At 64.7% G+C, this 20,628-nt stretch carries 17 protein-coding genes and 1 pseudogene; 10 read left to right on the top strand and 8 right to left on the bottom strand.

Annotated elements, in window-relative coordinates:
* Positions 1-53: 53 nt before the first annotated feature.
* The 3 genes and pseudogenes from JF781_RS06585 to JF781_RS06575 all read right to left on the bottom strand — a co-directional run.
* Positions 54-1,151 (bottom strand): inositol-3-phosphate synthase, encoded by a 1,098-nt coding sequence (locus tag JF781_RS06585; RefSeq protein WP_225327715.1) that lies wholly within the window; start codon positions 1,149-1,151, stop codon positions 54-56.
* Between the two features lie 57 nt (positions 1,152-1,208).
* On the bottom strand, positions 1,209-1,751 hold the full coding sequence (locus JF781_RS06580; protein WP_225327716.1) for a PadR family transcriptional regulator: 543 nt from the start codon (positions 1,749-1,751) through the stop codon (positions 1,209-1,211).
* Positions 1,752-1,904: 153 nt separating this feature from the next.
* Positions 1,905-2,396 (bottom strand): annotated as a pseudogene (locus JF781_RS06575) (hypothetical protein); the annotation flags it as partial.
* 55 nt (positions 2,397-2,451) lie between these two features.
* On the opposite strand from JF781_RS06575, the gene JF781_RS06570 reads away from it, so the two are divergent.
* The 9 genes from JF781_RS06570 (at position 2,452) to JF781_RS06530 (ending at position 13,251) form a co-directional block, all read left to right on the top strand.
* Entirely contained in the window at positions 2,452-2,886 is a 435-nt protein-coding gene (locus JF781_RS06570; RefSeq protein ID WP_225327717.1) for a DUF5318 family protein, read from the top strand.
* 65 nt (positions 2,887-2,951) lie between these two features.
* A complete protein-coding gene (locus JF781_RS06565; protein ID WP_374109674.1) occupies positions 2,952-5,510 on the top strand; it encodes a transglycosylase domain-containing protein in 2,559 nt (852 codons plus the stop codon).
* Complete coding sequence (locus JF781_RS06560) at positions 5,507-7,153, top strand: glycosyltransferase family 87 protein (RefSeq protein WP_225327719.1); 1,647 nt, start codon at positions 5,507-5,509, stop codon at positions 7,151-7,153. Before JF781_RS06565 ends, JF781_RS06560 begins: the two co-directional genes overlap by 4 nt.
* Before the next feature lie 4 nt (positions 7,154-7,157).
* On the top strand, positions 7,158-7,799 hold the full coding sequence (locus tag JF781_RS06555; RefSeq protein ID WP_225327720.1) for a DJ-1/PfpI family protein: 642 nt from the start codon (positions 7,158-7,160) through the stop codon (positions 7,797-7,799).
* 129 nt (positions 7,800-7,928) lie between these two features.
* Positions 7,929-8,219: a 30S ribosomal protein S6 gene (gene rpsF / locus JF781_RS06550; RefSeq protein WP_007771721.1), complete on the top strand. Its 291-nt coding sequence runs from the start codon at positions 7,929-7,931 to the stop codon at positions 8,217-8,219.
* A 117-nt stretch (positions 8,220-8,336) separates the two neighbouring features.
* A complete protein-coding gene (locus tag JF781_RS06545) occupies positions 8,337-8,855 on the top strand; it encodes a single-stranded DNA-binding protein (protein WP_008262692.1) in 519 nt (172 codons plus the stop codon).
* 38 nt (positions 8,856-8,893) lie between these two features.
* A complete protein-coding gene (rpsR, locus tag JF781_RS06540; RefSeq protein ID WP_003874730.1) occupies positions 8,894-9,148 on the top strand; it encodes a 30S ribosomal protein S18 in 255 nt (84 codons plus the stop codon).
* 30 nt (positions 9,149-9,178) lie between these two features.
* Complete coding sequence (gene rplI, locus JF781_RS06535) at positions 9,179-9,637, top strand: 50S ribosomal protein L9 (RefSeq protein WP_225327721.1); 459 nt, start codon at positions 9,179-9,181, stop codon at positions 9,635-9,637.
* A 530-nt stretch (positions 9,638-10,167) separates the two neighbouring features.
* On the top strand, positions 10,168-13,251 hold the full coding sequence (locus JF781_RS06530) for a replicative DNA helicase (RefSeq protein WP_225327722.1): 3,084 nt from the start codon (positions 10,168-10,170) through the stop codon (positions 13,249-13,251).
* Between the two features lie 40 nt (positions 13,252-13,291).
* Here the strand turns inward: JF781_RS06530 and JF781_RS06525 are convergent, their stop codons facing one another.
* The 4 genes from JF781_RS06525 to JF781_RS06510 all read right to left on the bottom strand — a co-directional run bounded on the left by JF781_RS06525 (position 13,292) and on the right by JF781_RS06510 (position 18,966).
* The gene (locus JF781_RS06525; protein WP_225327723.1) at positions 13,292-14,326 is read right to left on the bottom strand and encodes a fused (3R)-hydroxyacyl-ACP dehydratase subunits HadA/HadB; all 1,035 of its coding nucleotides are present in this window, start codon (positions 14,324-14,326) and stop codon (positions 13,292-13,294) included.
* Positions 14,327-14,969: 643 nt separating this feature from the next.
* On the bottom strand, positions 14,970-15,659 hold the full coding sequence (locus JF781_RS06520) for a TetR/AcrR family transcriptional regulator (protein WP_374109673.1): 690 nt from the start codon (positions 15,657-15,659) through the stop codon (positions 14,970-14,972).
* A gap of 5 nt (positions 15,660-15,664) precedes the next feature.
* Entirely contained in the window at positions 15,665-18,547 is a 2,883-nt protein-coding gene (locus tag JF781_RS06515) for an RND family transporter (RefSeq protein WP_225327724.1), read from the bottom strand.
* On the bottom strand, positions 18,544-18,966 hold the full coding sequence (locus JF781_RS06510) for an MmpS family transport accessory protein (RefSeq protein ID WP_374109672.1): 423 nt from the start codon (positions 18,964-18,966) through the stop codon (positions 18,544-18,546). The genes JF781_RS06515 and JF781_RS06510 overlap by 4 nt, the downstream gene beginning before the upstream one ends.
* A 451-nt stretch (positions 18,967-19,417) precedes the next feature.
* Between JF781_RS06510 and JF781_RS06505 the strand changes: the two genes are divergently transcribed.
* Positions 19,418-19,621 carry a cold-shock protein gene (locus JF781_RS06505; RefSeq protein ID WP_009952110.1) on the top strand — a complete coding sequence of 68 codons (204 nt, stop codon included), beginning with the start codon at positions 19,418-19,420 and terminating at the stop codon, positions 19,619-19,621.
* Positions 19,622-19,943: 322 nt separating this feature from the next.
* Here the strand turns inward: JF781_RS06505 and JF781_RS06500 are convergent, their stop codons facing one another.
* Positions 19,944-20,579, bottom strand: coding sequence for a hypothetical protein (locus tag JF781_RS06500; RefSeq protein ID WP_225327726.1), 636 nt, complete (start codon positions 20,577-20,579; stop codon positions 19,944-19,946).
* Between the last annotated feature and the right edge of the window lie 49 nt (positions 20,580-20,628).

Raw genomic sequence — 20,628 nt, 5'->3', positions numbered from 1 at the left:
ACGTGAAAATCGCCGTGGCGTTACGCTCGCGACACGGTGGTGCGTCGAGGGGCTCAGCCCTCGATGATGAACTCTTCGAGCTGGGTGCGCGCGATGTCGTCGGGCAGCTGCTGCGGCGGGCTCTTCATCAGGTAGGCCGACGCCGGGATCACCGGGCCGCCGATGCCGCGGTCCTTCGCGATCTTGGCGGCGCGCACCGCGTCGATGATGACGCCGGCGGAGTTCGGCGAGTCCCAGACCTCGAGCTTGTACTCCAGGTTCAGCGGCACGTCACCGAAGGCGCGGCCCTCGAGGCGGACGTAGGCCCACTTGCGGTCGTCGAGCCAGCCGACGTGATCCGACGGGCCGATGTGCACGTCCTTGGTCTTGAACTCGCGCTGCAGGTTGGAGGTCACGGCCTGCGTCTTGGAGATCTTCTTGGACTCCAGCCGCTCGCGCTCGAGCATGTTGAGGAAGTCCATGTTGCCGCCGACGTTGAGCTGCATGGTGCGGTCCAACTGCACGCCGCGGTCCTCGAACAGCTTCGCCATCACGCGGTGGGTGATGGTGGCGCCGACCTGGCTCTTGATGTCGTCGCCCACGATCGGCACACCGGCGTCGGCGAACTTCTTGGCCCACACCGGGTCCGAGGCGATGAATACCGGCAGCGCGTTGACGAACGCCACGCCCGCGTCGATGGCGCACTGGGCGTAGAACTTGTCGGCCTCCTCCGAGCCCACCGGCAGGTAGGACACCAGGACGTCGACGTTGGCCTCGCGCAGCGCCTTGACCACGTCGACGGCCTCGGCGTCGGACACCTCGATGGTGTCGGCGTAGTACTTGCCGATGCCGTCCAGCGTCGGGCCGCGCTGCACCGTGACGTTGGTGGGCGGCACGTCGGCGATCTTGATGGTGTTGTTCTCCGACGCGAAGATAGCCTCGGACAGGTCGAACCCAACCTTCTTGGCGTCCACGTCGAACGCGGCGACGAACTTCACGTCGCGCACGTGGTACTGACCGAACTTCACGTGCATCAAGCCGGGCACCGTGCTGTTCTCGTCGGCGTCGTAGTAGTACTGCACGCCCTGAACCAGCGAAGACGCGCAGTTACCGACGCCGACAATGGCGACTCGTACCTCCGTCGACGCAAGCGGCGCGTTCTGCTCACTCATATGGGCGTTCTCCTAACCTCTGACCTCTGACTGGGATGGCTGGGTTCGTGCGGGGGATTATGTTTGCTCGGAGAGGCCGGGCATAGCCCGCTCCGCAGCAATGAGCTCGTTGAGCCACTTGACTTCGCGCTCGCTGGACTCGAGCCCCAACTGATGAAGCTGGCGGGTGTAGCGATCGAACGAGCTACTGGCCCGCGCCACGGCGTCACGCAGACCCTCCCGCCGTTCTTCGACCTGACGGCGGCGGCCTTCCAGAATGCGCATCCGCGCCTCTGCCGGAGTCCGGTTGAAGAACGCCAGGTGTACCCCGAAGCCGTCGTCGGTGTAGTTGTGCGGACCGGTGTCGGCCACCAGCTCACCGAAGCGCCGACGGCCCTCGTCGGTCAACTGGTAGACGCGCCGGGCCCGTCGGACAGGCGTCCCGGCCGGCGCGGCGTCCTCGGCGATCAACCCTTCGCCCTGCATGCGGCGCAGGGCCGGGTAGAGCGAACCGTACGAAAACGCCCGGAACGCGCCGAGTAAACCGGTCAGCCGTTTGCGCAACTCGTAGCCGTGCATGGGCGACTCGATCAGGAGACCCAGGATGGCAAGCTCCAGCATCGACTCACCCCCTCAAAAGTGGTTTGCATGGCTAGTTACGACGATCCGACGCCTCGCGCAATCGTATCGCCTCGATATATTAGCCACAACACCACTTAGTGTTGGTTTGCCATTCGTCACACCGCGCGGGATTGAGTCGGGCCGGGGGCGACGCTACGTGGGCAAACTCATCTGCTTGACGGTGCCATCACCGCCGAAGGCGATGTAGCCGCCGCCGTAGTCGCTGGAAACATACAGCGACAGCGTGAGCGCCCCGGGTGTGGTCGGGTCTTTTGCCGGCTCGACGATCAGGTAGGTCGATTTCACGTCGGACGGCTTCATGCGCAAGGTCTCGGGCGCGCCGCGCATGATGCCCACTGCCGCGTTGACGTCGAACTTGCTCAGGTCGACCGGCACGGGACCGTCCGAGGAACTCTTGGCCGAGCTGGTCGGATCGCCCCAGCCGCCGCGGTAGGTGTAGGCCAGGACGCGCCGGTCGTCGGAGGGGTCCGGTCGGTCCAACGCCGCGTAGGTCGGGTAGATCACCAGCCGGTAGCCCATGGTGTTGCCGAACCGTTTGCGCATCTGCTCGAGCAACCCCGCGAGGCCGCCGACCGAGTGCAGCTGCGTGGGCGGCGTCAACACCACGGCGGCGACGCCGTCGGGCGCCACAGTTTTGGTTGCGTATCACTGGTCGGCATGGCGTCGTACTCTGGTGGGCGTGCGACTGCAGCGACAAGTGGTGGATTACGCGCTTCGGCGGCGCTCACTGCTGGCCCAGGTGTACTCGGGCCGAACAGGTGTGTCCGAGGTGTGTGACGCGAACCCTTATCTGCTGCGCGCCGCCAAGTTTCACGGGAAAACGAGCCAGGTCATGTGTCCGATCTGCCGCAAGGAGCAGCTGACGCTGGTGTCGTGGGTGTTCGGCGAGCACCTGGGACCGGTCTCGGGCTCGGCGCGCACGGCCGAGGAGTTGGTGATGCTCGCATCCCGCTTCGATGAGTTCGCGGTCCACGTGGTGGAGGTGTGCCGCACGTGCAGCTGGAATCACCTCGTCAAGTCCTATGTGCTCGGTGCGGTGCGCCCGGCATCTCCTCCCAGGGGCACCGGGCGCTCGCGGACGGCGCGCAACGGCGCCCGCACGGCCACTGAATGAGCTCGAATGACGAAGGACGGCACAGCCAGTCGTCCGGTGACCAACGTGGGCCAGGGACTGAGCGGCTGGGCAACCACGGCAAGGACTACCGTCCGGATGCTGAGCGCCGGAGCGGCGATTCCCAGGATTCCGGACACCGGAATGCCCCGCCGGCGTCCAACCGGCGCCGCCAGGGTCCGCCCGACGATCGCCTGACCACGATCCTGCCCGCGGTCAAAGATGACCGCGCGCCCCGGCGCTCCGACCCCATCGACGAAGTCAAAGCCGCCTTGGCCGGGCCCCCGTCGGCGCCCGTGCGGCGTGACGCGCTCGACGAGGTCAAGGCCGCCTTGGATCGCCGGTCGCCGGCCTCCGGCCGGCAAGAGCGCGCCAGCTTCGGCGGCCGCCCACCCGGCGGACCTCCTCCTCCGCCGCCACGGCGCGGGCGGCCCGGGGGACCCGATGGGCCCGGCAAGCGGGCGGCCGGGCCGTGGCGCGACTGGACCTGGACCCAGCAGGTCAACTGGTTGTGGGTGCGCCGCGCGGCCTACCTGTGTGCGGCCGTTTTGGTGCTGTTGCCGATAGTCACCTTCGCGATGGCGTACTTCATCGTCGACATTCCCAAGCCGGGCGACCTTCGTACCAACCAGGTTTCGACCATCCTGGCCAGCGACGGCTCCGAGATCGCCAAAATCATTCCGCCGGAAGGCAATCGGGTCGACGTCAACCTCAATCAAGTGCCCGTGCACGTCCGCCAGGCGGTGATCGCCGCCGAAGACCGCAACTTCTATTCCAACCCCGGCTTCGACTTCAGCGGCTTCGCACGGGCGGTGAACAACAACCTGTTCGGCAGCGGGGATTTGCAGGGTGGATCGACAATCACCCAGCAATACGTGAAGAACGCCCTCGTCGGCTCGGCGCAGCACGGCGTCAGCGGACTGATGCGCAAGGCCAAGGAATTGGTCATCGCCACCAAGATGTCGGGGGAGTGGTCCAAAGACGAAGTGCTGCAGTCCTATCTGAACATCATCTACTTCGGTCGGGGTGCCTACGGTATTTCCGCGGCGTCGAAGGCCTACTTCGACAAGCCCGTCGAGCAGCTCACCGTCTCGGAGGGGGCGTTGCTGGCGGCGCTCATTCGGCGGCCGTCCACCCTGGATCCGGCCGTCGACCCCAAGGGCGCCCTGGCCCGCTGGAACTGGGTGCTCGACGGCATGGTGGAGACCAAGGCGCTGTCGTCGAACGACCGTGCCGCGCAGGTGTTCCCGCAGACCGTGCCGCCCGATCAGGCGCGCGCGCAGAACCAGACGACCGGCCCCAACGGGCTCATCGAACGCCAGGTGACCCGAGAGTTGATGGATCTGTTCAACATCGACGAGCGGACGCTGAACACCCAGGGGCTTCAGGTCACCACCACCATCGATCCCAAGGCCCAGCAGGCCGCCGAAAAGGCCGTGTCGAAATACCTTGACGGCCAAGACCCCGACATGCGCACGGCGGCGGTGTCGGTCGATCCGCACGACGGCTCCATCCGCGCCTACTACGGCGGCAGCGATGCCAACGGTTTCGACTTCGCTCAGGCCGGATTGCAGACCGGGTCGTCGTTCAAGGTGTTCTGCCTGATTGCCGCGCTCGAGCAGGGGATCGGCCTGGGCTATCAGGTGGACAGTTCGCCGTTGACCGTCGACGGCATCAAGATCACCAACGTCGAGGGCGAAAGCTGCGGGACGTGCAACATCGCCCAGGCGCTCAAGCAGTCGTTGAACACCTCGTATTACCGGCTGATGCTCAAGCTCAAGGGCGGACCGCAGGCCGTCGCCGACGCGGCGCACCAAGCCGGCGTCGCGACCAGCTTCCCCGGTGTGGCCCACACGTTGTCGGAGGACGGCAAGGGCGGGCCACCGAACAACGGAATTGTGTTGGGCCAGTATCAAACCCGGGTGTTCGATATGGCCTCGGCGTATGCCACCCTGGCCGCGTCCGGCGTCTATCATCGGCCGCATTTCGTGCAGAAGGTGGTCAATTCCGACGGCCAGGTGCTGTTCGACGCGAGCAAGTCCGAGGACAGCGGCGAGCAGCGCATCCCCAAGGCCGTCGCCGACAACGTCACCGCGGCCATGGTGCCGATCGCCAGCTACTCGCGCGGCCACGCCCTCGCCGGCGGCAGGCCGTCGGCCGCCAAGACCGGCACCACGCAGCTGGGTGACACCAACTCGGACAAGGACGCCTGGATGGTCGGCTACACGCCGTCGCTGTCGACGGCCGTGTGGGTGGGTACGGCCAAAGGCGACGAGCCGCTGGTAACGGCTTCGGGCGCACCGGTTTACGGGTCGGGGCTGCCATCGGATATCTGGAAGGCCACGATGGACGGGGCGCTCAAGGGCACCTCCAACGAATCCTTCCCCAAGCCGACCGAGATCGGCGGTTACGCGGGTGTGCCGGCTCCGCCGCCCCCGCCGAAGCCGCCGGCGGAAACCGTCATCCAGCCCACCATCGAAGTGGCGCCGGGCATCACCATCCCGGTCGGTCCGCCCACGACGATCACGCTGGCGCCACCGCCGCCCGGGGGCGGCCCGCCGGGCTCTCCTGAGCCGGGTGGTGGCCTCCCGCCGGGTGGGCCCCAAGCGCCGCCCCCGCCGCCGTGACCGGGGCCGCGGAACACGGCGCCACCATTTCACCGCGACCGCTGGCCGCGGATCTGCGTAGCGCCGACAACCGAGACTGCCCCAGCCGCACCGACTTTCTGGGCGCCGCGCTCGCCGACGTCGTCGGGGGCCCCGTCGGCCGCCACGCGCTGATCGGCCGCGCTCGTTTGATGACCCCGCTGCGGGTGATGTTCTTGATCGGACTGGTCTTTTTGGCGCTCGGCTGGTCGACCAAGGCGGCCTGCCTGCAAAGCACCGGCACCGGCACCGGCGATCAACGCGTGGCCAATTGGGACAACCAGCGCGCCTACTACGAGCTGTGCTACTCCGACACGGTGCCGCTCTACGGCGCGGAGTTGTTGAGCCAGGGCAAGTTTCCGTACAAGTCGAGCTGGATCGAGACCGACTCCACCGGCGCCCAGCAGATCCGCTACGACGGCCGCCCCGCGGTGCGGTACATGGAATATCCCGTGTTGACGGGGATGTATCAGTACGTCTCGATGGCGTTGGCCAAGACCTACACGGCGCTGAGCAAGCTTGCGCCGCTTCCGGTGGTCGCCGAGGTCGTGATGTTCTTCAACATCTCGGCGTTCGGGCTGGCCCTCGCCTGGCTGGCCACCGTCTGGGCGTCCGCGGGCCTGGCCGGGCGGCGGCTCTGGGATGCGGCCCTGGTGGCGGCGTCGCCGGTGCTGATCTTTCAGATCTTCACCAATTTCGATGCGCTGGCAACAGGTTTCGCGATGGCCGGATTGCTGGCCTGGGCGCGGCGCAAGCCGGTGCTGGCCGGTGTGCTGATCGGGTTGGGGGCCGCGGCAAAGCTGTACCCGCTGCTGTTCTTGGGTCCCATGCTGCTGCTGGGAATCCGGACCGGGCGGCTGCGGGCGTGGGGCCGCACCGCGGCGGCGGCGGTGGTGACCTGGCTGCTGGTGAACCTGCCTGTGTTGGTGTTCTTTCCGCGCGGATGGTCGGAGTTCTTCCGGCTCAATACGCGCCGCGGCGACGACATGGATTCGTTGTACAACGTCGTGAAGTCGTTCACCGGCTGGCGGGGTTTCGATCCCAAGCTGGGGTTCTGGCAGCCGCCGACGGTGTTGAACACCGTGGTTGCGGTGCTGTTCGTGACGTGTTGTGCGGCAATCGCATTCATCATCCTGACCGCTCCCCGACGGCCGCGGGTGGCGCAGGTGGTGTTCCTGGTGGTGGCGGCTTTCCTGCTGACCAACAAGGTGTGGAGTCCGCAGTTCTCGCTGTGGCTGGTGCCGCTGGCGGTGCTCGCGCTGCCGCATCGCCGCGTGCTGCTGGCCTGGATGACGATCGACGCGCTGGTCTGGGTGCCGCGAATGTATTACCTGTACGGCAATCCGAACCGTTCATTGCCCGAGCAGTTCTTCACCACCACGGTGCTGTTGCGTGATGTCGCGGTCATCGCGTTGTGCGCGCTGGTGATTCGTCAGATCTACCGGCCCGACGAGGATTTGGTGCGCTGGGGCGGACGGGTGGACGACCCGGCGGGCGGGCCGTTCGACCGCGCACCCGACGCCCCGCCCGGCTGGCTGCCGGACCGGCTGCGGCCGGTCGCATCGCGTCGCGCCAGTGCCCCGGCGTCCGAGGGCGCCGACGAACAACCCGCGATGGCAACATGACGCCATGACCCAGGTCGCCATTCCCCTCTTTCCGCGATTCACCGCGCTCGACGCCGTCGGCCCCTACGAAGTGCTGCAACGCATCCCGTCGGTTGACGTCGTGTTCGTCGGGCACCGCCGCGGTGAGGTGCGCACCGAGAACGGAATGCTCGGCGTCACCTGCGACGCCACCTTCGACGAGGTGGCCGCGCCGGACGTGGTGGTGTTCCCCGGCGGCATCGGCACCCGGCAACTGATCCACGACGAGGCCATCCGGGATTGGTTGCAGGCGGTGCATCCGAACACCCGGTTCACGACATCGGTGCGCACCGGCGCGCTGCTGCTGGCCGCGGCCGGCCTGCTGGACGCGCTGACCGCCACCACCCATTGGGCGGCGGCCGACCTGCTCAACGGATTGGGCGCCCGCTACGTGGCCGAACGCGTCGTCGAACACCTGCCGCAGCGGATCATCACCGCCGCGGGGGTCTCCAGCGGCATCGACATGGCCCTGCATCTGGTGGAATTGCTGGTCGATCGCCAGGCGGCACAGGCCGCTCAGCTGCTCATCGAATACGACCCGCAGCCGCCCTTCGACTCGGGTGCGCTCGCCAAGGCCGACGCGGCGACGTTGGCCAGGGCCAGGGAATACTCGGGCGCCCGGCGATAGCGACCCGCACCGCCCGGATTTTTCTGGTCAGCCCGGTATCCGGTAGCCTGGGGCGGTTGCCGACGCAGGCGACCCTCCTGCCACGGATCGACCGTGGCCGCTGAGACCAGAGGAGGTGGTGAGGTTTCCATGCGTCCATACGAAATCATGGTCATTCTTGACCCCACGCTCGACGAGCGCACCGTTGCTCCGTCCTTGGAGACGTTCCTGAACGTTGTCCGCAAGGATGGCGGTTCCGTCGACAAGGTCGACATCTGGGGCCGGCGCCGGCTGGCCTACGAGATCGCCAAGCACGCCGAAGGCATCTACGTCGTCGTCGACCTCAAAGCCGAGCCGGCGACGGTGTCCGAGCTCGACCGCCAGCTGAGCCTCAACGAGTCGGTACTGCGCACCAAGGTGATGCGCACCGACAAGCACTAACAATCGTGGCCGCGCCGTGGACCCACGGCGGGGTGCACCTGCGTAGGCTCAGCGAGGACACGCTCATGACATCCACTACCGGAGCGGCGAGCAACAGCGTGGAACGAGGAGGAAACTGTGGCTGGTGACACCACTATCACCGTCGTCGGAAACCTGACCGCAGACCCTGAACTGCGGTTCACTCCGTCGGGTGCCGCCGTCGCGAATTTCACGGTGGCGTCGACGCCTCGGATCTATGACCGCCAGAGCGGGGAGTGGAAGGACGGCGAGGCGCTGTTCCTGCGATGCAACATCTGGCGGGAAGCCGCCGAGAACGTCGCCGAAAGCCTCACCCGCGGCTCCCGTGTGATCGTCACCGGCCGGCTCAAGCAGCGTTCGTTCGAGACCCGTGAAGGTGAGAAGCGCACCGTCGTCGAGGTCGAGGTCGACGAGATCGGCCCCTCGCTGCGGTATGCCACGGCCAAGGTCAACAAGGCCTCGCGCAGTGGCGGTGGCGGCGGCGGCTTCGGCGGTGGTGGCGGCGGTGGATCCCGCCAGCAGGCGGCGCCCGCGACCAGCGCACCGGCCGACGACCCGTGGGGCAGCGCGCCGGCATCGGGCTCGTTCGGCGGCGGCGACGACGAACCGCCGTTCTAACAGAACTTCAGCAGTAGAAAAGGGAAAGAAAGACAGACATGGCCAAGTCCAACAAGCGGCGCCCGGCTCCGGAAAAGCCGGTCAAGGCACGGAAGTGTGTCTTCTGCGCCAAGAAGGATCAAGCGATCGACTACAAGGACACCGCGCTGCTGCGCACGTACATCAGTGAGCGCGGCAAGATTCGCGCGCGTCGCGTCACCGGCAACTGTGTGCAGCACCAACGTGACATCGCCATCGCGGTAAAGAATGCCCGCGAAGTGGCGCTGCTGCCCTTCACCTCCTCGGCGCGATAGACGCCGAGGGCCAACTGAAAGTACGAAACGATGAAGCTGATTCTGACGGCTGACGTCGACCACCTTGGTTCCGTCGGCGACACTGTCGAGGTCAAGGACGGCTACGGCCGCAACTACCTGCTCCCGCGCGGACTGGCGATCGTGGCCTCCCGTGGTGCGCAGAAGCAGGCCGACGATATCCGGCGGGCCCGCGAGACCAAGGCGGTGCGCGACCTTGGCCACGCCAACGAACTCAAGACGGCGATCGAGGCGCTGGGACCGGTCTCGCTGCCGGTGAAGACCGCGGCGGATTCCGGGAAGCTGTTCGGTTCGGTGACCGCGGGCGACGTCGTCACCGCGATCAAGAAGGCCGGTGGTCCGAACCTGGACAAACGGATCGTCCGGCTGCCGAAGTCGCACATCAAAGCCCTCGGTACCCACCCGGTGGCGGTGCACCTGCACCCCGAGGTCGACGTCGAGGTCGCGCTCGAGGTAGTCGCGCAGAGCTAAGCGCCCGACATTTGCTCGTTCCCGGCGGTGGCCTTGATCGGCCGCCGCCGGGCTTCGTTGCGCTGCGGGCTTGTGGCGTCAGTTTGCCCCGGGCGGTCGCGGAGGTGCTCCCTAGCGAACTATTTCTGGGGTGCATTCGCGCGGTCCGCGTAACCGGCCCGTAACGCTGGGAAAATATGGCGGAAAGCCAACACGCCCGGGACGGTAACCCGGCCCGACACGCCGTAGAGATTCTTGTCCACACGATTTTCATGGCGTTGTATGGCCGGTATCTGCAGTGATGTCCTGGCCCTTTGCATTAATCCACAGGTTCTCCACACCCCGCTCAACACAGGTGTCGATGTATATGCACACACGATGCACAGGTTCATGAACAGCACCCCGTTTACCTAGTACCCAGCAACGTCTAACGTCGTCCCGGCGCCGGGCGTGCGGGTGCTCTGGGGCGAAGGTGTCAGGACCTTGACCTACCCTCAATGTCGGCTATCGAATGTATGTTCGGATGAGTGGATCACGGGAGAAGGGAATCCATGGCGGTCGTCGATGATCTGACGTCGGGCATGGATGCATCGTCGCCCAGCGAGGACTTCGGGCGTCAGCCACCGCAGGACATGGCGGCGGAGCAGGCCGTGTTGGGCGGCATGCTGCTGAGCAAGGACGCCATCGCCGACGTGCTCGAGCGGCTGCGGCCCGGGGACTTCTACCGCCCCGCGCACCAAAACGTCTACGACGCGATCCTGGACTTGTATGGGCGTGGCGAGCCGGCCGACGCCGTCACGGTCGCCGCGGAATTGGACCGCCGCAGCCTGTTGCGCCGGATCGGTGGCGCGCCGTATCTGCACACGCTGATCTCGACGGTGCCCACCGCGGCCAACGCGGGCTACTACGCGACCATCGTGGCCGAGAAGGCGCTGCTGCGGCGCCTGGTCGAGGCCGGCACCCGGGTGGTGCAGTACGGCTACGCGGGCGCCGAGGGGGCCGACGTGGCCGAGGTGGTCGACCGCGCGCAGGCCGAGATCTACGAGGTGGCCGACCGGCGCACGACGGAGGATTTCGTTCCGCTCGAGGACCTGCTGCAGCCGACGATGGACGAGATCGACGCCATCGCGTCGAACGGCGGTGTGGCGCGCGGCGTGCCAACCGGTTTCACCGAACTCGACGAGGTGACCAACGGTCTGCATGCCGGGCAGATGATCATCGTGGCGGCCAGGCCTGGAGTGGGGAAGGCCCTGGCGTTGGATACGCCGCTGCCCACGCCGACCGGGTGGACGACGATGGGCGATGTCGCGGTCGGTGACGAGCTGCTCGGCGCCGACGGGAAGCCGACGCGGGTGGTCGCCGCCACCGACGTGATGCTGGGACGGCCGTGCTACGAGGTGGAATTCTCTGACGGGACAGTGATCGTCGCCGACGCGGCGCATCAGTGGCCGACCACCCGCGGCATCCGGACGTCGGTGCAGCTGCGCGCCGGTGGGGACGCGATCGTCGCCCCGGGGTCGACGTCGGGGCTCGCCGGGCACGGGGCTACCGCCGCGGTGTTGGCTCCTGTGCTGCAGGTCGAGGCGGTGCGCCGGGTGGACAGTGTTCCGGTGCGCTGCGTGCAGGTCGACAATGGCGCACGGTTGTACCTGGCTGGCCCGGGCATGGTGCCGACACACAACTCCACGCTGGGGCTGGATTTTTTGCGATCGTGCTCGATCAAGCACCGCATGGCGAGCGTGATCTTCTCGCTGGAGATGAGCAAGTCCGAGATCGTGATGCGGTTATTGTCGGCGGAAGCGAAAATCAAACTCGCCGATATGCGTTCGGGTCGCATGAGCGACGAGGACTGGACGCGGCTGGCGCGCCGGATGAGCGAAATCAGCGAGGCGCCACTGTATATCGACGACTCGCCGAACCTGACGATGATGGAGATTCGCGCCAAAGCGCGTCGGCTGCGGCAGAAATCCGACCTGCGTCTGGTGGTCGTCGATTATCTGCAGCTGATGTCGTCGGGAAAGAAGGTCGAGTCGCGGCAGCTAGAAGTTTCCGAATTCTCGCGCCAGCTCAAGCTTTTGGCCAAGGAGCTCGAGGTTCCCGTCGTGGCGATCAGCCAGCTCAACCGTGGTCCCGAGCAGCGCACCGACAAGAAGCCCATGCTGTCTGACCTTCGGGAGTCGGGATGCCTTACCGCGTCGACGCGGATTTTGCGTGCCGACACGGGCGCCGAGGTGACCTTCGGCGAGTTGATGCGCACGGGCGAGCGTCCTTTGGTGTGGTCCCTGGACGAGCGACTGCGGATGGTCGCGCGCCCGATGACCAACGTGTTCCCGAGCGGTCGCAAGGAAGTGTTCCGGCTACGGCTGGCCTCCGGCCGCGAAGTGGAGGCCACCGGCAACCATCCCTTCATGAAGCTCGACGGTTGGACGCCGTTGGAGCAGCTGCAGGTTGGCGACCGCATCGCCGCGCCGCGGCGGGTGCCGGAGCCCGTCGACACCCAGCGGATGGATGATCGCGAAGTCATGCTGCTGGCCCACATGATCGGTGACGGGTCGTGCGTTAAAAGACAACCGATACGGTATGCGTCCGTGGACGAGGCGAACCTGGTCGCGGTGACGGTCTCGGCCGCGCACTTTGGTGTAACCGCGGTTCGGGACGAGTATCCGGCGGCGCGAGTCACGACGCTGCGGTTGCCGGCGCCGGAGCGCTTGACCCATGGCAAGCGGAATCCGATCGCCGCGTGGCTCGACGGCCTAGGGTTGCTCGGCAAGCGCAGTTACGAAAAGTTTGTGCCGGAAGCCGTCTTTCGCGCGCCCAACGACCAGGTGGTGCTGTTCCTGCGTCACCTGTGGGCGACGGATGGCTCGGTTCGCTGGGACGCCAAGGCGGGCCAAGCAAAGATTTACTATGCGTCCACCAGTCGTCGATTGGTCGACGATGTTGCACAGCTGCTCCTGCGTCTTGGAGTGCAGAGCCGAATCACGCGAATGCACAAGGCGGGGTACCGCGACTGCTGGCATTTATGGATTGACAGGGCAGGGAATCAAACAGCGTTCTTGACCAAGATCGGCGTCTATGGGGCGCGCGGCACTTCTGCCCAGTTTGTGCTCGAAAAGCTGCAATCGCGCATTCGCCGCCCTGGCGGTGACACGGTGCCCGTTGAGGTTTGGGGCAAAGTAGAGGAAGTTGTAGCTCGCAAGGAGCTTACTAGCGGCGAACTCAAAGTTGCTATGAAGACGCGCTTCTGCAAGTCCCGGTTGCAACATGCACCGGGGCGGTCACTGCTCCATAGGATGGCAGCATTGCTTGAAGACTCCGAAATCCATGCTCTCACGACCAGCGATGTCTATTGGGATCGGATCATCGAGATTACCAGCATCGGCGAGCAAGACGTATATGACGGAACTGTAAGCGACACACATAATTTCGTTGCAAATGGGATTAACCTACACAATTCTTTAGAGCAAGATGCCGACATGGTGATCCTGCTGAACCGTCCGGACGCGTTCGAACGGGACGATCCACGCGGGGGAGAGGCGGATTTCATCCTCGCCAAACACCGCAACGGCCCGACCAAGACGGTCACCGTGGCCCACCAGTTGCACCTGTCGCGGTTCGCCAATATGGCGCGATGACAATGGTTTGTGGTGCCGGCGCCTGCGATCCCAGTAGACGTCAGCGGAAACGGATGTTCAACGTCGCCAGGCCAAAGATCTTGCGGCCGGCCGACTTTGCGCCGACGATCACGACTCCGGTGCGGGTTTCCGGGTCCAGTGACTTGATCCTGCCGCTGTATTCGATGTCGGCACCCTCGGTGGACGACACGACCACGGGCTGGGACAGCCGCACCGCGTAGCGGGTAACCGCACCGGGATCGCCTGACCATGCGGAGCCGAATCCGGCACCCAATGCCATGGTGAGCATTCCGTGGGCGATCACGTCGGGCTGTCCCGCCAGTTTTGCGAGGTTCTCGTCCCAATGAAGCGGGTTGGCGTCGCAGGCCACCCCCGAGTAGTTCACCAGGTCGCCGCGCGACAGTCGCGCGTGGTGGACCGGTAATTCGTCGCCGACCTTCACGTCATCGAAGGACGGCGTCCCCGGGGTGCGGCGCGTGCCTCCCGGCGCGACCCGAACGTCGTCCGCCGGGCGCACCGTCTTTTGGTAGTCCGCTTCGGAGTAGTCGATGCCCGCGAGATTCACGTCGTGCATCATCACTTGCTGCGCGACGGTCCTGATCCCCGGATCGACATCCTCGGCAGTGACGCCGACGACGGTGGTGTGCAGGGTGTGCACCCGCTCGCCGGCGGTATCGGTGAATGTATTGGTCACCGTGATCAAGTCTCTGCCGGCGATCCTGCGCACCGATGACAGTTCGACATCAATGTGCAGCTCGTCGCCGGCCACGATCGGTCGGTGCTGCTCGAAGACTTCTTCGGTCTGCAGATACATCTCGTAACCGATGACGACGGACTCGAACAAGTGCCGATTGGCGGCCATCGCCGGAGCCGACGTGAAGGTCAGCGGAGCCACCAGGTCCGAATAGCCCAGCTCAGCGGCAGCGTCGAGTTTCCAGTGCGCAGGGTGATAGTCCTGCACGGCACGGGCGAACTCGCGCACCTTTTCACGGCCGACCAGGTACGTGTCGTCGATCTGGTAGAAGTGACCGACCCGCGCTTCGAGTGCTGACGCTTCTGCTGCTGCTGCTGTCATATTTGCCCAACTTTTCTGTCGGCCTGTTCACGGAAGGCGACCTACGCACACTAACGCGGCCACACCAGGCCACCGGAGGCCGCAACGCGGAACAACATCGCTCGAGTGAGTCACCGCTAGCCGACCCTGGCCGATGTCATCGACAGACTCGACGTCGACCGCATTGACGACCACCACTGCGTCGCTACCCAGTTGGACACATGAACGTCAACCGCTTTGCGGGCGTCTCTGGCTCACACGTAGTAGAGGTGCGCGTTGTGGGATCTGCGGCCGCGAGCCTTCGCAACTGTGGACAATCGCGCGGTTCTAGGACCCGCCACGAAGATGAGATAAACCCGTCCGCCATTTTGATGAGAATTCTGCAACACCGCAGGTGGCATGGCCGTCATCCGTCACGCGGTTTGAGAACCTAATGGCATCGGCGATGATCCCCCTCCACCGCTGCCAGCGGATAATCGTTGTCCCGCAGCCAATTCAGATACTCGGCGGAGCCGAAGCGGTGGTTCCGCCCTGGGTGCTATTACGCCAAGGCGTAGGCGGGCGGTTGGTTACGGCGCGCGGCTGTTCACGCACGACATGATCGGTTCGAGTCGGTGACGAAACTAGTCGGCGGCGGTCCGCCGAGCGGTCAACCTGCGCGGGACTACTTTGCGCTCGCGCCAGCAACCTTGGTATTCGCCGCGCAGACGGCAGGCAGAATGAGCGTGTCGATGACTTTCCGGACGAACTTCGCGTCAACGGTTTGACCGCTGATGACCCGCATCAGCCCCATTCCCGTCAAGGTGTCGGCGATAAGGGACCAATCCCCGTCGGGCGCGACCTCGCCGCGGGCCGCGGCCTGCCGGAGGATGGCCGTCACCACGCGCCTGCCCTTGAGCAGCATCAACTCGTCGAGGGCTGATGCGAGTTGGTGATCGTGTACCGCCTCCATCGCCACTCGCAGCACCAGATCACTGGAGATCAGGTCGTCATCGGCGCGCGCCACACGTTCAACCAGCGCGTCGAAGTCACCGACAAGGCTGCCGGTGTCTGGGGCATCATCGGCGATGAGGTCGGGTCGCCAATACACAAGCGCATCGGTCATCAACGCGGCCTTCGACGCCCAGCGGCGGTATATCGCGGCTTTACCGACACCCGCTCGCGCGGCGATGTCGTTCATATTGGTGTTGTTATAACCGTTTTCGGCCAATGCGGCCAGCGCTGCATTGAGGATCGCGGGATCGCGGGATCGATCGAGCCGGCCTTCGGTGCGTTGGCGCAGTATCGATTTCGTGTCTGGCAAGCATTCCGCTGCAGCGACCGACTCCGTCGCCAGCTTGCCAGGCCCGGTCAAGGCGCTCACGTCCTTGCTGTCGCAAGGGGCGCGGTGTCGTGGTCGGCAGGCCTTGGTTCGGGTTCGCTACGGCCACGCCTGGTGATCTCAAAGGTGTTGAGCGGCCACCAGAACCAGCGACCCAGCGCCGCAGCGATCGATGGGGTCATGAACGCCCGCACGATCAACGTGTCGACGACCAGGCCGATGCCGATGGTCATGCCGAGCTGACCGACCACGCGCAGGTCGCTGACGATCATCGCCATCATGGTGAAGGCGAACACCAGGCCGGCCGCGGTGACGACGCGTCCGGTGGCCCCGATGCCACGGATGATGCCCGTGTTGAGCCCGGCGTGTATCTCTTCCCTGAAGCGCGAGACCACAAGGAGATTGTAGTCCGAACCCACCGCCAGCAGGATCACCATCGACAACGGGATCACGATCCACTGCACGCCCAGCCCTAGGATGTCCTGCCAGAGCAGCACCGACAAACCACATGCGGTACCCAAGGACGCGGCGACGGTGCCGACGATCACGACGGCGGCCACCACACTGCGGGTGATCAACAACATGATCGCGAAAATCAGGATCATCGCGGCGATGATCGTAATCATGAGGTCGGTGACGACGCCGTCCTGCATATCGGCATACAGCGATGCCGTGCCCGCGAGTGAGACCTTGGCATTGCTCAGCGGGGTGCCCTTGAGGGCGTCTGCGACAACATTTTTGAGGCCCCGGACATGGTCGATACCCTCCACCGAGGCGGGGTCGCCCTGGTGGGTGATGATCATCCGGACTGCTTTGCCATCGGGCGACATGAACATTTTCATGCCGCGTTTGAAGTCCGGGTTGTCGAACACGTCTGGTGGCAGGTAGAAGAAATCGTCATTCTTGGCCTGGTCGAAGTACAGGCCTATCTCCGTCGCGCCCTTGGCGAGTTCCTGTTGCTGGGCCTGGGTGCCGGCCTGGGTGCTATGGGTCGCGATCATGAAGTCGCGCATTTTGGTCATCGAGTCGATGGTGTTCTGCAGCACCGGCAACATCTGCGGCAGCAAATGATCCAAACGATCCAAATCGATAGTGAGGCCTTGTATTTGGTCGGCGAGTGCGTCGATCCCGTCCAGTGTGTCGAAGATTGACCGCAGTGACCAGCAGATCGGGATGTCGTAGCAGTGCTTTTCCCAGTAGAAGTAGCTGCGAATGGGTCTGAAGACATCCTCAAAATCGGAGATGTTATTCCGCAGTTCGTTGGTGGTGTCCACCATCTCGTGGGTCCTGCCAACCATGCTGTGCGTGGTTTCGGTCATCTCCTTGGTGATGGTGTACATGCGTTGCATGTTGGCGATGGTCCTGCTCAGCTCGTCGGCCTGTTCGAGCATCTGCGCCGAGCTGTCGTTGTTGAACTTCGCGGCCTGCAGGGTGCCCGCGTTTTGCGCACCGAGCAGGAATGGGATCGAGCTGTGCTCGATCGGTGCGCCCAGGGGGCGGGTGATGGTCTGTACTCGATCGATGCCCCGCATGCGAAAGACGTTCTTGGCGACCTTTTCGATCACGAGCATGTCCGCGGGCGTACGCAGGTCGTGATCGGCCTCGAGCATCAACAGTTCGGGGTTCATCCGGGCCTGGGAGAAATGCCGGTCCGCGACGCCCATGGCCTGGTTGGCGGGCATATCGGCGGGGGTGAACTTCTGGTCGTTGTACTGCGGCACATAGGTCATCAGGGCGACGAAACCCACGACGGCAATCACGCAGGTCACCAAGACGATCGGAATGGGCCAGCGCACCACGGACGTGCCGACCTTGCGCCAACCCGGCGAGGAGACCACGTTGTGCTTGGGGTCGAGCAGACCGAATTTCGACGCCACCGTCAGGATCGCGGGCGCCAGTGTCAGGGCTGCGGCGATGACCACCCCAACCGCGATCGCGCAGGGCAGACCCATGGTCTGGAAGTAGGGCAGCGTGGTCATGGTGAGGCACAAGCAGGCACCGACGATGGTCAGCCCGGAACCCAGGATGACGTGCGAGACACCGCTGTAGGCGACATAGAACGCCTCTTCGGAATCGAGGCCTTTCGATCTCTCCTCGTGATATCGCCCGAGTAGGAAGATCACATAATCTGTCCCGGCGGCCAAGGACAGCATGGTCACCATGCTCACCGCGTACGGGGTCAAGCCGATGATGTTCAGGTTGCCCGCCGTGGCCGTAATACCCTGTGCGGCAAATAATTCCAGGCCGATGATGACCATGGACACCAGCATCGTCACTACGGAGCGGTAGACGATGAGCAACATCAGAATGATGACGGCGACCGACACCACCTCCATGGTCGCCATGCTTTGATGCCCGGCCACGCTGGTGTCGGCGTTCAGCACGGTATTGCCGGCGACATGGGCCTTGATACCCGGCGGCGCTGGTACCGAGGCAACGATGTCACGCACCGCCGCCACCGACTCGTGGCTGGGTGTCGTGCCCTGGGGGCCATTGAGGAAGATCTGCACGTAAGCGGATTTGCCGTCCACGCTCTGAGAGCCCGCCGCGGTCAGCGGATCACTCCAGAAATCCTGGACGCTTTGCACGTGCTTGTGATCGGCTTCCAGCTTGGCGACGATCTTGTCGTAGAACTTGTGCGCGGCATCGCCGAGCTTGTCCTTGCCCTCCAGCACGACCATCGCTGTGGAGTCCGAATCGTACTGCTGAAACACCTTGCCGATGTGCAGCATCGCCTGATACGACTGCGAATTGGTGGGGCTGATGGGCACCGAACGTGTCGCCGCGACGGCATCGAGCGACGGGGTCAAGATGCCCAGGCCCACGGCCACGAGCACCCAGAACACGATGATCGGTAACGAGAAGATCCGAACCATTCGACCAATGAACGGGCGATGGGGCTTCATGTGCATGTTGCTCATACGGATTTCACCAAGCAGTAGATGAACGGTTTGATGGTGTCGGTGCTCGCCCTGCTGTCACGCACCTGGCCGTCGACGGTCACCTGACACCGAAGATCGTGGGTGCCCCGATCGCCCTGGGCCAAGATGTTGGCCGACATCGACGGCAGCGTCGTCACGATCGTGAATGACCAGGGCAGCGGCGCATTTTCGATGAGATGGGGTTGGCCGTTCTCGTCGAGGTAGTTGAGATTCGCGGTCCCGCCCGTCCCGGTGATCTCGTACCTGATGTGCTTCGGATTGAAGTTTGCGGTAATTCCGGATCCCTCCGCCAGATTCGGGCCGTGATGGCTTGTGGACTCGCGAATGCGGGTAATCGCATACGCGCCTAGCGCCACGACCACCACCAGCAGCAGCGGGATCCAGAACCGCCTCAACACTCGAAACACCGCGTGCGTTCCCCCAGCTTTCGTTGTGTTCAGTCCAGACGCAGGACAGCCCCGTTCAGGCGAGAAGATGACCTGCCAAGCGATGCGAAACTCGGGTTCCGAGTCAGCGACGGTGGCTACGGTAACACCGTCGCGTCAACCACGCCAACCGACCAGAGCGGCCTTGACATGGTGGCGAGCTGTATGAGCACCGGAGCCGTGATCGCATGGCCTCCACGTCGGCGGCGGTCAGTTGTGACTCGTCGAGCGGCACGTACAGGAGTCGCCATCCACGATGCATTTGGGGACCTACGGTGACGTTCCCCGCGGAAATCTTGTCCGGTGGGTGCCCCCGCCGCGACGCCACCGTCGAAGACGGATCTAGAGAAACGTAATCGTGGGGTAGGCTGAAGGGCGAATGTGTTCTGCATTCGCGAAAGTAAACGAAAGAAGTACAAGAAATATGACGCAAGGAACCGTGAAATGGTTCAACGGCGAAAAAGGCTTCGGCTTCATCGCCCCCGATGACGGCAGTGCGGACGTCTTCGTCCACTACTCCGAGATCCAGGGCGGTGGCTACCGCTCACTGGAGGAGAATCAGCGGGTTCAGTTCGAGGTAGGACAGGGCGCCAAGGGCCCCCAGGCCACCGGAGTGACCGCGGTCTGATCTTTACGTAATCTGTGGGCCGGCAAGGGATTACCCCTTGCCGGCCCACAGTTCGTTTACGGCCGGTGCTGTGGCTGCGCCGCCTGATCGCCCCCGTCATTCCAGGCAACTGGTACCGGCCGTTGGGCGGTGAACGAAACCCGTTGTAACGCAGCTGGCTCCCGCCGGCCGTCACATACCCACGCCCTATGTCCGTCGAATTCTGTTGACGGAAAGGTCTTTTCGGCAAAGTATCAGGCGCGTGATGAAATTTCGCCGAGGCAGGACCACCGAGGTCGCCGCAACCGGGCGTCGAAATCGCGGCGCTAGCCGTGCAACCCGCTCACGGCGGAGGCGGCGGCGGTGGTGGTTCCCCACAATCGGTAAGCCTCGGCGGGGAGAACGTCACCGAGCCGACACCGCCGAGGGTCATCCCGTTGTCCGCGAGCGTCATGGTGGTCGTGTACGGGCAGGTCTGAATTCCGGTCAGCCCGGTCAAGAACTCGACCTCGTAGGCGTACAGGAACGAACGCACGAGCTGGTCGGCATTCCACGGCACATCCAGCGCGAAGCCGAGGGATGACGCCGAACGTGCTCCGAGGACCCGTGGTCCCACTTCGCCGATCCCTGGTGTCAGGCGGAACGGGGTTCCGTCCTGCTTCGTGCCCGACACACTGCCGCTGCGGATGCGGTAACCGGTGGCGCCCGAAGGTACGAGCGGGCCTCTCGGGATCTTGGTGCTGAACAGAATCGAGTAGTTCGTACCTCCGGCGATGGCCGTTGTGCTGAAACTCGTCGAGGTGAATTCCTGGGGTAGCTGCACCGCGCAGTTGCCGACCATGCCGGATGGATCGCTGCACTCCGAAGGCTCGGCCAACGCGGCGGGTACGACGAGCGCTGCGCCCACGACGGGCACCGATAACGCGGCACCCCGTATGAATGCGCGGCGGGAGAAAGCGTCGTTGATGATGTCGGTCAATGCGACCGCCCCCTTTGTGGTGTAGGCCCGACGCTACCTTTCCAACCCC

The sequence above is a fragment of the Mycobacterium sp. WUMAC-067 genome (genome assembly GCF_020217485.1).
Taxonomy (GTDB): Bacteria; Actinomycetota; Actinomycetes; order Mycobacteriales; family Mycobacteriaceae; genus Mycobacterium.
This window is presented reverse-complemented; position numbering and strand designations above follow the sequence as displayed.

What these genes read in the sequence shown, in the direction of transcription:
- JF781_RS06585 (WP_225327715.1), bottom strand. Translation starts at nt 1,151, where the DNA reads ATGAGTGAGCAGAACGCGCCGCTTGCGTCGACGGAGGTACGAGTCGCC.
- JF781_RS06580 (WP_225327716.1), bottom strand. Translation starts at nt 1,751, where the DNA reads ATGCTGGAGCTTGCCATCCTGGGTCTCCTGATCGAGTCGCCCATGCAC.
- JF781_RS06555 (WP_225327720.1), top strand. Translation starts at nt 7,158, where the DNA reads ATGACCCAGGTCGCCATTCCCCTCTTTCCGCGATTCACCGCGCTCGAC.
- rpsF (WP_007771721.1), top strand. Translation starts at nt 7,929, where the DNA reads ATGCGTCCATACGAAATCATGGTCATTCTTGACCCCACGCTCGACGAG.
- rpsR (WP_003874730.1), top strand. Translation starts at nt 8,894, where the DNA reads ATGGCCAAGTCCAACAAGCGGCGCCCGGCTCCGGAAAAGCCGGTCAAG.
- rplI (WP_225327721.1), top strand. Translation starts at nt 9,179, where the DNA reads ATGAAGCTGATTCTGACGGCTGACGTCGACCACCTTGGTTCCGTCGGC.
- JF781_RS06530 (WP_225327722.1), top strand. Translation starts at nt 10,168, where the DNA reads ATGGCGGTCGTCGATGATCTGACGTCGGGCATGGATGCATCGTCGCCC.
- JF781_RS06525 (WP_225327723.1), bottom strand. Translation starts at nt 14,326, where the DNA reads ATGACAGCAGCAGCAGCAGAAGCGTCAGCACTCGAAGCGCGGGTCGGT.
- JF781_RS06515 (WP_225327724.1), bottom strand. Translation starts at nt 18,547, where the DNA reads ATGAGCAACATGCACATGAAGCCCCATCGCCCGTTCATTGGTCGAATG.
- JF781_RS06505 (WP_009952110.1), top strand. Translation starts at nt 19,418, where the DNA reads ATGACGCAAGGAACCGTGAAATGGTTCAACGGCGAAAAAGGCTTCGGC.